10 protein-coding genes are annotated in these 12,835 nt (G+C 42.4%); all 10 read left to right on the top strand.

Annotated elements, in window-relative coordinates; translation table 11 throughout:
• Positions 1 to 6: 6 nt before the first annotated feature.
• The 10 genes from D6853_RS13520 (at position 7) to pseI (ending at position 12,819) form a co-directional block, all read left to right on the top strand.
• Positions 7 to 1,143 (top strand): EpsG family protein, encoded by a 1,137-nt coding sequence (locus tag D6853_RS13520; protein WP_120658543.1) that lies wholly within the window; start codon positions 7 to 9, stop codon positions 1,141 to 1,143.
• A gap of 15 nt (positions 1,144 to 1,158) precedes the next feature.
• Positions 1,159 to 2,091: a glycosyltransferase gene (locus D6853_RS13525; RefSeq protein ID WP_120658544.1), complete on the top strand. Its 933-nt coding sequence runs from the start codon at positions 1,159 to 1,161 to the stop codon at positions 2,089 to 2,091.
• Positions 2,088 to 3,377 (top strand): glycosyltransferase family 4 protein, encoded by a 1,290-nt coding sequence (locus tag D6853_RS13530; protein ID WP_120658545.1) that lies wholly within the window; start codon positions 2,088 to 2,090, stop codon positions 3,375 to 3,377. Before D6853_RS13525 ends, D6853_RS13530 begins: the two co-directional genes overlap by 4 nt.
• A 5-nt stretch (positions 3,378 to 3,382) precedes the next feature.
• A complete protein-coding gene (locus D6853_RS13535; protein WP_120658546.1) occupies positions 3,383 to 4,612 on the top strand; it encodes a glycosyltransferase family 4 protein in 1,230 nt (409 codons plus the stop codon).
• 7 nt (positions 4,613 to 4,619) lie between these two features.
• The gene (locus tag D6853_RS13540; RefSeq protein WP_120658547.1) at positions 4,620 to 5,891 is read left to right on the top strand and encodes a hypothetical protein; all 1,272 of its coding nucleotides are present in this window, start codon (positions 4,620 to 4,622) and stop codon (positions 5,889 to 5,891) included.
• Positions 5,884 to 6,891: a glycosyltransferase family 2 protein gene (locus D6853_RS13545; protein WP_243108363.1), complete on the top strand. Its 1,008-nt coding sequence runs from the start codon at positions 5,884 to 5,886 to the stop codon at positions 6,889 to 6,891. The genes D6853_RS13540 and D6853_RS13545 overlap by 8 nt, the downstream gene beginning before the upstream one ends.
• A gap of 2 nt (positions 6,892 to 6,893) precedes the next feature.
• Positions 6,894 to 8,450 carry a hypothetical protein gene (locus D6853_RS13550; protein WP_120658549.1) on the top strand — a complete coding sequence of 519 codons (1,557 nt, stop codon included), beginning with the start codon at positions 6,894 to 6,896 and terminating at the stop codon, positions 8,448 to 8,450.
• Positions 8,451 to 8,564: 114 nt separating this feature from the next.
• On the top strand, positions 8,565 to 9,773 hold the full coding sequence (locus tag D6853_RS13555; protein WP_120658550.1) for an ATP-grasp domain-containing protein: 1,209 nt from the start codon (positions 8,565 to 8,567) through the stop codon (positions 9,771 to 9,773).
• Positions 9,770 to 11,713 (top strand): pseudaminic acid cytidylyltransferase, encoded by a 1,944-nt coding sequence (pseF, locus tag D6853_RS15600; protein ID WP_120658551.1) that lies wholly within the window; start codon positions 9,770 to 9,772, stop codon positions 11,711 to 11,713. The genes D6853_RS13555 and pseF overlap by 4 nt, the downstream gene beginning before the upstream one ends.
• Positions 11,714 to 11,751: 38 nt before the next feature.
• On the top strand, positions 11,752 to 12,819 hold the full coding sequence (pseI, locus tag D6853_RS13565; protein ID WP_120658552.1) for a pseudaminic acid synthase: 1,068 nt from the start codon (positions 11,752 to 11,754) through the stop codon (positions 12,817 to 12,819).
• Positions 12,820 to 12,835: the final 16 nt, after the last annotated feature.

Genomic DNA, 12,835 nt, shown 5'->3' on the forward strand with positions numbered 1-12,835 from the left:
TTATAGATGGCAGTTTACTTGGCTTTGACGGCGTTTGTCATACTGACGGCAATGCTGATCAAAAAGACGGAATTTAATACCGAATATGCAGGAAATCTATGTGTCTATCGCGGCATGAAAAGACAGGATATGGTCAATATTATTGCTATGTTCACTATTTTCATGGGGCTTTTTTTGGTTGCTGCGTTGAGAGTCAATGTCGGCAATGATTATGCCAAGCATGTAGAGTTTATGCATCTTGCTTATTGTGATGCCTATGTCCCCACGGAATGGGGATTTAACATGGTAACACGCGTTATCTATTCGCTTTGCGGATCTGAGCAGTTTATATTGGTATTTGCTTTCTTTGCTTTTTTTACGGTTTTATTTTTTATGAAAGCAATTTGGGATCAAAGCGAGTGGTTCCTTATTAGCTTTGTGATGTTTATGTTTCTTGGATATTATTTCCAATCATTAAGCACCACTCGTTATTATTTAGCACTGGGAATAGCGCTGTTTTCGATTAAGTATGTGATAAAAAAAGACTGGCCGAAATTTGTGTTTTTTGCGCTTGTGGGATGTCTTTTTCATAAATCGATGTTTATGATACTCGTTTTTTACCCGCTTTGCAGGATTAAGTGGAAGAGATGGATGTATGTGGTCGGCGCGGCGTTTTGTGTATCGTGTTTGTTTCTGCAAGATCTTTATCTTAAGATTGCCATTCATTTTTACTCTTCTTACAAGGATAATGCGGATGAGTATGTGAGCGGAATAAGCTATGTAAATATCGCAAGATGCATCGTGGTTCTAGCTCTTGCACTATGGGTGTTTAGGGACAAGATAAGAGAGAGCGGTAAATATTCATTCTATTTTCATTGCAACCTTATGGCGCTTGCATTATACGTATTCGGCTCGTTCCTTCCGATTGTTTCGAGAATTGGATACTACCTGAATATAACACAGATATTGTTTGTTCCTGCGATCATAAAGAATATAAAGGATGAGAAAAAGAGAAAGCTTTTGACCGTGGCGACAGTTGTCGGATGTATTTTGTATTTTATGATCTATATGAGAGGGGCGGCCAACGACGGTATCAGGATACTTCCGTACCGGACAATTCTTTTTCATGATATGCCGCCGATCCTTTCGGAGAAAGGCTATTAAGGAGTTAGTTTTTATATGAAGAAACCTTTTTTTACAATAATAATAGTTTCATATAATCCGGGAAATAAGCTGATTGAGACTGTCGAGAGTGTCAAGAAACAGACTTATTGTAACTATCGGATTTTGATAAAAGACGGAATGTCTACCGACGGCTCGCTTGAGAGGCTCAGAGAAAAATATGGCATAACAGGCGATATTGATGAAAAAGGCGAGGTAACTATTGTTGAGAGCTGTGACAATGGTATTTATCACGCTATGAATATTGCGGCGTCATACTTAAATGAAAAGGTTAAAAGCGCAAGGGCAGAGGGTGAAGAACTTGAAGATTCGAATGATGTTAAGATACTTCGTGCGGGAGAGCTTCCATCGTACATTTTCTTTTTGAACTGCGGCGATACCTTCAGAGACGAAAATGTGCTCAGGAAGGTGCATGACAATATCATTACCAAGATTGAGAAGAGCGGAACAACGGTTCCCTCGATCTTTTACGGAGATACGTTTGATTGTATGACGGGACAAAGAGTTGCGTCCAATCCCAGAATCGATGATTTTGCTTGCTACAGAAATGTTCCTTCTCATCAGGCTTGTTTTTATGATGAGAGGCTCATATACAGAAATCCGTTTGATCTAAAGTACAAGGTCAGAGCGGATTATGAACAGTTTTTGAGATGCTTTTATAAAGAGAAAGCGCAGGCTGTATACATGCCTGTAATTATTGCTAATTATGAGGGCGGGGGATTCTCTGATGTGAACAAGAAACTTTCCGAAGAGGAGAGGCGTGAGATCATCAAATTGTATCTTCCGAAGTCACAAATCAGAAAATATGATATAATACGGATATTTACTTTTGCAGCGTTTAGAACGGCGCTGTCATCAAACAAGCTAACATCAGGAGTTTACAACACGCTTAAGAGCTTAATTTACAAGCTAAAGGAGAAGAGAAATTGAGAGTTTTATGGTTATGTAACATTATGCTTCCGGCGTATGCCGAAGCACACGGAACTGAATATTCGGTAAGAGAAGGTTGGCTTACGGGCTGCCTTAACAGAATCATTGGGGAAAATGATTCTGAAAAGAATAAGCTTACTTTGGGAATTTGTTTCCCTAAGGAAGATGCAGGTAATTACAAAGAGGTTATCGATGGAATAACCTACTATGATTTCACGGAAGATCTTGATCATCCCGAAACTTACGATCGTTCCATAGAGGAAAGATTCCGTAATGTTTTGGACGACTTCAATCCTGACATCGTGCATATTTTTGGAACAGAATTCCCGCATACGCTTGCAATGATGAGAGTTTTTAATAACCCGGATAAAACACTTCTGGGTATTCAGGGACTTTGCGGTGCGATCGCGTTTGATTATATGGCGGGTCTCCCTGTAAATGTACAGGAAGCGGCAACCTTCAGAGACAGATTGAAGGACGATTCGCTCGTAAAACAGCGTAATAAGTTTTTGATCCGTGCCGAGCATGAGAAAGAAGCGATTCGACTTACCGGAAATATAACCGGAAGAACCGATTTTGACAAGTCGGAGACTGCCAAGATCAATCCTTCCGCCAAGTATTTTTTAATGAATGAGACTATGAGACCCGGATTCTATACGGGAAAATGGGATGAAAAAAAGGCAGATCCTCATTCAATATTTATGGCACAGGGTGACTATCCGCTTAAGGGCTTGCATTTTATGCTTGAGGCCATGCCCAAGATTTTGGAGAAGTATCCCGACGCGCATTTATTCGTTGCCGGAAACAACATACTTGGAAAGGGCAACAGCAAATATCCGTTTTTCCTTAGAGCAAGCGCTTACGGCAAGTATCTTAAGAAGCTTATATCTGCAAACAAGCTCAAGAAGAAGGTTTCAATGCTTGGAACGCTTGATCAGGAGCAGATGAAGGACAGATTTTTGCACAGCAGCGTATTTGTATGTGCTTCTGTGCTTGAGAATTCGCCCAATTCGGTTGGAGAGGCCATGCTTTTGGGCGTTCCAATCGTTGCTTCGAATACAGGCGGAATTCCCAATCTTCTTACAGATAAGAAGGACGGTCTTTTGTTTGAGAAAAAGAATCCGGAAAAGCTCGCCGAAGCTATCATCCAGATCTGGGACGAGCCTGTAATATCGGCAGTGTACGGTGACAATGCAGCCAAGCACGCGCGTATAACACATGACGCGGATGCAAATTATGAGAGACTTCTTGAAATCTATAACGAGCTTGATAGTAATAAGGAGTAAACCAAGTGGTTATTACTTTTGTCTCTAACTACATAAATCACCATCAGATTCCTTTTTGCAAGGAAATGGCGGGATACGGCGAAGGCGTCGAATTCCGCTTTGTTCAGACTATGCCTATGGAGCAAAAGAGGATAGATATGGGCTGGGCGGTTGATCCTGCGGATTATCCGTTTGTTTCCTTGTATTATGAGGACAAAAGAGCTTGCGAGGACCTCATCCTAAATAGCGATGTCACGATATTCGGATGGTCTGAGGGCATTGTAAAAGAGCTTGAGGCAAAAAGACTTTCTTCCGGCAAGCTCTCTTTTCGCGTTAGCGAAAGGATTTACAGAGAAGGCCAGTGGAAGATGATAACCCCCAAAGGGCTTATCAATAAATACAACGAGCATATCAAATACAGGAATAATCCCGTATACTTGCTATGTGCGGGAGCTTATGTCGCTTCGGATTTTAATCTGATAAGAAGTTACCCCGGTAAGATGCTCAAGTGGGGATATTTTCCGGTAGGGAATATTGACCGGTATTCTAAAAACATCGGAGAGGAATCCTATTCTTTCCAAGATGAAGAACGCAAGGTCGGCTATCCCATCAGGATTTGTTGGGCAGGAAGACTGATCGATCTTAAACATCCGGAATTTGCTGTCGAATTGGCTGAGAAACTTAAAGGCCACGGATATGATTTCAAGATGGAGATCATAGGCGACGGAGAGCTGAAAAATGACCTTGAAAGAAGCATAAATGAAAAAGGTATTGAAGATAAAGTTGTTCTGACAGGTGGTAAAAAGCCTGCAGAAGTGCTGGAATATATGAAAACAGCTGATATTTTTATATTCACAAGCAACTATCTTGAGGGTTGGGGCGCCGTTGTTAATGAAGCCATGTCGTGCGGATGCGCAGTTGTTGCATCGCAAGAGGCGGGAGCTGTTCCTTTCCTTATAGAGAGTGGTGTGAACGGTTACACGTATTCAAACGGCGATTTCTTTGATTTTTACAACAAAGTATTGCTCTTATTTGAAGATAGAGATAAAATCTTGGAGTTTGGAGAAAAGGCTAAGGAGACAATTTCTGAGCTTTGGAATCCGAGACATGCGGCAGTTGAGCTTATTCGCTTTTGCACAGAGTTTTTAAGCGGTAAAGAGCCGAGACCTTCCATGGAAGGACCTATGAGCGCTGCCGAAATAATTAAGCCTGCAGGTTTTTTGAGAACTTTGCAGGAAAAGAATCAATTGGAATGAGGAATTTATGAGAAACATCGATGAATTATTTGAAACCGAATTTAAGATCTTCGGCCTGACCATCACAATATTTGACCTTTTCTTTTTCACGGTATTGACGTGCCTTGGAATAATAATGAGAATGTCGCTCTATGATATAGTTTCGGGTGATTACAAGCTTGCTTTTGCCGATTGGATGAGAGAGTGTCATGAGGCAGGAGGTTTTCATTATCTTGGAATCAAGCCCGGCGTATCCGATGCAAGTACATTTGACTACAATTGCATGTTCCAGTATGTAATCGTGATACTTCACTATATCGGCGGCGGAATAAGCGATATGTACCTTGTTAAGACGGTTTCGGTTATATTTGATTTTGTCTGCGCGATCACTATATTTAGGATCGCATATGCGGTTACAGAGGGCGACGTTAAGAAGTCCATGATCGCATACGCAGCTACAATGTTCCTTCCGACAATGGTACTTAACAGCGGAGCTTGGGCACAGAATGATTCTATATATACTACGTTTGTTTTCTTATCCCTTCTTAGTATCATCAAGAGAAAAGATAACAGAGCGTTTATTTATCTGGCACTTGCCTACAGCTTCAAGCAGCAGGCTATTTTCTTTGTGCCCTTTGTGATACTTATGTGGCTCAAAAATAAAGTGAAGATAAGATATATTTTCTGGATACCCGTTATTCACGTGCTTGCAATGGTCCCTGCGGCTATTGCGGGAAGAAGCTGGGGAGACCTCCTTGGAATTTACGGCAAGCAGGTTACCATGTTCTCAAGGCTTACAATGAATTATCCCAGTATCTATGCGATAATTGCCAATGACCTTAACTCAAATATCAGAAAGATCCTTATACCTGTCGGTTCGGTTGCGACGGTTATGATCTTCGGTATTATTGCTTATTATATTTATAAAAAGAAATTTGAGATTACCGGCAGATATATGATAACGCTGGTTATCTTTACATCGCTGCTTTGCTGCTTCTGTCTGCCTGCAATGCACGAAAGATATGCATATATTCCCGAGGTACTTGCAGTTGTTTATGCCGTATTTTCATATAAGAGAATGTCAATCTGCACAGCACTTCAGGTTATTGCGATGATCACATATTCGAGATATCTTTTCGGCTCGACCGTGACTACGGTATGGCCGCTTTCGATCGCAATGCTTATAACCATTATGGTAGTTGGATATGATCTTTTCCTTCAGATGAAAGAGAATGAGATAAAGGCAGAGTCTGTTGTGGATGAGCAGACCGAAACTGAGACGGAGGCTGTTAGTGGCTGAGAATACCGGAAAATTAACGGTTATCATACCTGCATATAATATCGAGGATCTTCTTGGAAGATGTATCGAGTCTGTGGCTTCTCAGGATTATCCTGCGGAGCTTTTGCAGATTATAGTTGTTGATGACGGCTCGAGCGACTCTACAGGTAAGATAGCTGATGAGTACGCTGCAAAATATGAGAATGTCATGGCTCTTCACAAGGAAAACGGCGGCTCCAGCAGCGCCAGAAACCTTGGAATAAGCCATGCAACGGGAGACTACATCGGATTTGTAGACAGTGATGATTTTGTCGACAAGAGCATGTTCAGTACGCTTATGGACGCGGCCAAGAGAAATGACGCCGACATGGTGCAGGTTTCAAGAGATGAGATCGCTGAAGACGGTTCGATGCTTCCCGATGTGATCACACCCCCGGATAAAGAGAGTGTTGTTACACCAAAAGAGCATATGAAGACACTCCTTATGCACACGGGAGATGCGTCTTTTTGCACGAAGATAACAAGAAGGTCGATTCTTTCTGACGACCTAAGGTTCCCCGAAGGTGAACTTAATGAGGACTTTTATCTGATGATCAAGGTCCTTGCAAGGATAAATAAGCTTGTCATACTTCCCGAAAAGTACTATCACGTTTTTTACAGAACGGGCAGTAATTCAAGAAAAAAAGCTGAGGATAAGGACTATTTCCCCTCTGTTTTTACTGACATTGTCAGAAATGCGGATGTCGCGCTGGATATCGTAAAGAACAGATATCCCGAGCTTGTTCCTGTTGCCGAGAGATTCGGTTTTTATCAGAGACTTGATTATCTTTTGCATATCCCGACAAGCAAGATGACAAAAGATAATGATTTTTACCTGGGAGTGGTAAAAAACATCAGGAAGAACCTCGGAAAGATTATCGGAAGCAAATATCTTTCCAAGAGGGATAAGATATATCTTTTGATACTTGCTCCTGCGCCGAGATTTGTGAGGAAACTCCACGCTTATGTTAGGGGACTGTAAGCATGAAAAAATATGCTATTTACATAATCTTACTTATATCGATTCTGGTAAGTGTATTTTACGGATTCCAAAAGAAGGGCTTTCATGAGGATGAGTATTATACATATTTTTCTTCAAACAGAAGCCTTGGACTCTATCAGCCTGACAGAGAGTGGCAGGACAGGCAGACTGTCTATGATGAGTTCTCTGTAAAAAAAGGAGAAGGCTTTAACTACGGGCTTGTTAAGCTCGTTCAGTCTTGGGATGTTCATCCTCCCGTATACTATTATATTTTCCACACTGTATGTTCATTGACTCCGGGAAACTTTACCAAGTGGAGCGGGATCATAACTAATTTAATAGCCTTTGTTATCTCATTTATAGCGATGGTTATGCTGATGAGAGAACTTGATGTTCCGATTTGGGTACAGGTTTTAAGTCTTACTTTCTGGGGATTGAACACGCAGACCGTTTCCTGCAATTTACTGATCCGTATGTATGCATGGCTATGTGCCGCGATAGTTCTGTGTGCAATTGTCCATGTTAGATTCATGAAGGCTTATGATGAGTATTCGGATGATAAAAAGAGGCTTTTCCTTCGGGGAATACTTCCGATAATGGTGATTTCTTATATCGGATTTCTGATCCAGTACTTTTATATCTTTTTCTTTGTCAGTATCGGAGCGGCGCTTACATGCTGGATCTTGTTTAAAAAGAAAGATATTAAGACGGCGATTCTTTATGTTGTAAGCTGCGCAGTATCGCTTATGCTGGCCGTTATCACATATCCCGCAAGTGTTCATCATCTTTTCGGCGGATACAGGGGAACCGGCGCGGCCGGAAGCTTTTTTGACATTAAAAATACCGGAATGAGAATATCGTTCTTTGTGGGTCTGCTTAATAATTTTGTATTCTCGGGCGGATTGATGATCGTAGTGATCATGCTTATCCTTGGTATAATGGCTCTTTTGGTCAAAAACAAAAAGCACAAGGGTATGGGGGCACAGATGGTTATTCTGACAGTCGGAACCGTAGGATATTTCCTTCTTACGACCAAATGTGCGCTTCTAGTGGGAAGTGCGTCCGGAAGATATGAAATGCCAATCTACGGACTTGTGATCTTATTGTTATTCTGGGATCTTTATTACGTCATCGACGCTATTGGCAACAAGGCATACATGATCGCAATGACTGCAGCTCTTTTGCTTTTCCTTGCTAAGGGACATTTCATTGATAAGAATGTTTTGTTTTTGTATCCAGAGGATGTGGAGAAAATGGCCTATGCAGCCGGCAATAAGGATTCGGTAGCGGTTGTTATGTTTAACCCTGCGACTGCTCATAATGTATGGAGGCTTACGGATGAGCTTCTTTGCTATGACAAGGTCTTTTACATGGATGAGGAAAATACACAGAAGCTGGAAGATAAAGACGTTACACAGGCAGATAAGATTATCCTTTATGCCGCAGATGATGATATGCAAAAAGAGGCTTTTGATAATCTGATTTCTTCTTGTGCGGTAGCAGGGGATTTTAAGCAGCTGTTTACGGAAGATATGTGGACGACTTACGAGGTCAGATGACAGTGTACGGGCGCGGATGTGACGCAGTGAATTTTGACCTTGTACGCGCGATATATTATAATCAATTAGTTAGAGAATGCGAGAATTTCGGTATTCTTCGGAGGTTTTATTAAGATGAGAGCGGCAGTGATCGGAGCAAGCTCCGAGTCAATATATACGATAAATAAGGCTAAAGAGTTGGGACTTGAAGTGCTGGCGCTTGACGGAAATCCGGATGCACCGGGGCTTAAAGCGGCAGATGTTTCATTTGTTGTAGATATCAGGAGCCCTGAGAAGGTTTTTGAGATTCTGGATAAAGAAGAAAACAGACCCGATATGATACTTCCGGTTCCGATCGGAAGATATCTTACGACTACAGGTGCGGTTAATGATAAATACGGTCTTACAGGAGTTACAGCTTATGCTGCGGGCATTTGCACCGACAAATATGAGTTTCATAAGGTCCTGAATGAGAAGGGACTTAGGGATGCTGAGCTGTATCTTTTGCCTGCGGGATCCGATGTTATGGACGCTTCAGAGCTAAATGAGGTGTATCCTGTTGTGGTAAAGCCCAGATTCGGCTCTGGTAGCAGGGGCGTTGAAATTTATAATACCCGCGAAGAGCTTGAAGAGAAATTTCTTAAGGCTCAGCCTTATGATGAGGATTATTGCATAGAGAGCTGCGTTCCGGGACCCGAATACGGCGTTGACGGAGTGTTTGTTGACGGTAAATTCAAGCTTATCCTTCTTAGGGGCAAGAAGAATACGCCGCCTCCGTACAGAGAGTGTGTTGGATATTATTCTGTTCTTAGAACGGATGAGAATAAAGATTTTTATGACAGGGTCATCGATCTTATGCAGAAGGTCGGCGAAACCATAGGGTTTAAGGATAACCTTATCCATGCTGATATTATTAAAGATGTAAACAACAGGCCATTTATCATTGAAACGTCAGCAAGACCTTCGGGACATAATCTGCACAATCTTTTTACCCCGATGGCAAGCGGTGTAGATGAGGTTGCTGAGTTTATTAAGTTTGCATTACCGGGTCTCAATAGACCGTATTCGTTTGAAACCAAGACTAACGGGAACATGGTGATCAGATATTTTGATTTTGAAAATGTAAGGGTCAACAAGGTTCCCGATGAAAAAGAGCTTTATAAGAAATATCCGCTCAAGGCGTGGCAGTGTAATCTGACACCCGGTATGTTCCTTGGAAAAGTTACAAACGGCGCATCCATTATGGGAAGAGGTTTCTATGTGCTTGAAGCGGCAACTCATTTTGAGCTTGACGGATATTGTGATGCGATAAAGAGCGAGTTTGAGCTGGAGGAGACGAAATGACTTCCATAGCCATAATCACAGCCAGGGGCGGAAGTAAGAGAATCCCCGGAAAAAACATAAAAGAGTTCTGCGGGCAGCCTATAATTGCTTATTCAATAGAGGCGGCTCTTGAAAGTGGCGCCTTTGACGAGGTCATGGTCTCAACGGATGATGAAAAGATTGCTGAAGTAGCCAAAAGATACGGTGCAAAAGTGCCCTTTTTTAGATCGGAAGCTACTGCGGGAGACTATGCGACGACCGATGAAGTTATCGCAGAAGTCCTTGAAAAATACAAAGAACTTGGGCAAAACTATGACAGATTTTGCTGCATATATCCTACAGCACCATTCATAACAGCTGTTAGGCTAAAAGAGGCGATGAAATGCCTTGATGAGCATGAATCGGTAACTCCCGTGTGCCAATTTTCATATCCTCCTCAGAGGGGATTTGTTGTTGTGGACGGACGACTTGTAAGAAAATATCCCGAATTTGAAAATACAAGGTCTCAGGATCTTGAAAAGTTATATCATGACAGCGGGCAGTTCTATGCTTGCAGAACCGATGCTTTCTTCAGAGGCAGAACTACTGATGTTGAAGATATGGTTCCCGTGATCCTCTCGGATGACGAGGTTCAGGACATAGATACTTTCGATGATTGGAAGATCGCGGAGCAGAAGTATGGAAAGCTTCACCCCGATGACGATGCTCGAAGAATCGCACTGTTTGAAGAGGCTTTAAAGAGCAGCGAGGAATTCGACGACAGCAAGCTCGCAACTCCGTATTACAGAATAGACGAGAAGCTTCTTGATGCAGATATCGACATGCTCAAGACCGCTCTGGATAAGGGCTGGAATAATTACATCTGTTCTTATTCGGTAAAGACCAATTCACTTCCATGGCTTCTTAAGCACTTTAAGGACAATGGATTTTTTGCTGAAGTTGTATCCGCCGAGGAATATGATCTTGCGAAAAGAATCGGATTTAAACCCAATGAAGTTATATATAACGGACCTATCAAAGACAGAGCATCTTTTGAAGAGGTTCTTTTATCGGGCGGAATCGTTAATCTTGATTCCAATTACGAACCTGACTGGGTTCTTGAGATTGCAAAGGATTATTCGGATAAAAAATTAAATGTAGGTTTAAGAGTTAATTACGATATTTCCAGGCTTCTTCCGGAGGAAGTTCTTGCTGACGAAGAGGGAAGCAGATTCGGATATTGTTATGAAAACGGTGCGCTGAAAGCTGTAATCGATAAGCTAAGCGCAGCTAAGAACGTTAAGATTGCGGGGCTTCACCTTCATTCATCAACAAAGTCCCGTTCAATAAATGCGTACAAGGTTCTTGCCAAGGTCGCAGGGATAGTTGCGGACGAATATGGCCTGGATCTTGATTATGTCGATATGGGCGGCGGTTACTACGGCGGAGTTAAGGATAAGCCTGACTTTAGAAGCTATGTGCCTGCAATTGCCGAGTCCCTTTCGGAATTTTTTGATGTATCAAAGACCAAGCTTATCATGGAGCCCGGAGTATCCATGGTTTCATCGAGTTTTGATTTTATAACAAGTGTTATTGATGCAAAACAGGTCAGAGAGCACAGATACGTTATCATCGACGGAAGCAGAGTTAATCTCAATCCTCAGGTTACAAGAAGATGGTACCCTCACAGATTCGAGATTGCGGGAGAAGAATCCGGAAGAGAGAAGCTTCCCGCGCAGATGATCTGCGGATCGACATGTATGGAGTACGACAGGCTCTTTATGGCAGAGCAGGAACCTGAGCTTAAGGCCGGGGACAGAGTGGTGTTTACCAATGCAGGAGGTTATACGATTTGTCTTTCACCTCTTTTTATCCACTATTATCCCGCGGTATATGTTAAGAAGGTTGACGGAACGCTGTATACCGCAAGGCTTCCTTGGACCAATGATGAGTACGTTATGAAAAATAATTATGAGAGCTGATATTACCGGATCTCATTGCTATGGAGGAAATGATATACATGCCAAGATATGAACTTAATCAAAATATCAAATTGGCTGATCATATTATCGGAAACGACCATCCCGTATATATTATTGCGGAGATGTCCGCGAATCATCTGCAGGATTATAACAGGGCGGTTGAGATAATCCACGCCGCAAAAGAGGCGGGTGTAGACGCCATAAAGCTGCAGACTTACACTGCTGATACAATAACAATTGATTCTGATAAGAGTTATTTTCAGATTACCGGCGGTACAATCTGGGACGGCACAACTCTTCACAAGCTGTATGAAGAAGCCTACACTCCTTGGGAGTGGCAGCCTAAGCTCTGCGAGGTTGCAAAGAGTCTTGGACTCGACTGCTTCTCTTCACCTTTTGATGACACGGCAGTCAGCTTCATGGAAGAGATGAACATGCCTGCTTACAAGATTGCATCTTATGAGATTACGGATATTCCGCTTATCAGAAACTGTGCTTCCAAGAAAAAGCCATTGATCATCGCAACGGGAGTTGCCAGAGAGAGCGATATCAGGCTTGCAATTGAGGCATGTCTTGAAGAAGGAAACAAAGATGTTATCTTGCTTAAGTGTACATCGGCTTATCCTACGCCTTATGAAGACGTTAACCTAAACATGATTCCTACGCTTGCACAGGAGTATGGCTGTATCATGGGCCTCTCCGATCATACTATGGGTTCGGCTGTTGCGGTGGCATCGGTTGCGCTCGGAGCAAGAATGATCGAGAAGCATCTTACGCTAAAGAGATCCGACGGAGGTCCTGACGGAGCTTTTTCCATGGAACCCAAGGAATTTGAGGAACTTGTGAAGAACGTGAGGATGGTTGAAAAGGCTCTCGGAAGCAAGGAATACAAGCTCACTCCCGTTCAGGAGACGGAAAGGGAGGGCGCGAGATCTCTTTTTATAGTAAAAGACATCAAGGAAGGCGAGGCGCTTACGGCCGAAAATATCAGGTCAATAAGACCCGGAAACGGCCTTCCGCCCATTGAATATGATAAAGTTATAGGTAAGGTTGCAACGCGTGATCTTTTCAGAGGTGATCCGCTCAAATACGAAGATTTTCGGTAAATGAGGCAGATGCGAT

The organism is Butyrivibrio sp. X503 (genome assembly GCF_003625475.1).
In the GTDB taxonomy this organism is placed as follows: Bacteria; Bacillota; Clostridia; order Lachnospirales; family Lachnospiraceae; genus Butyrivibrio.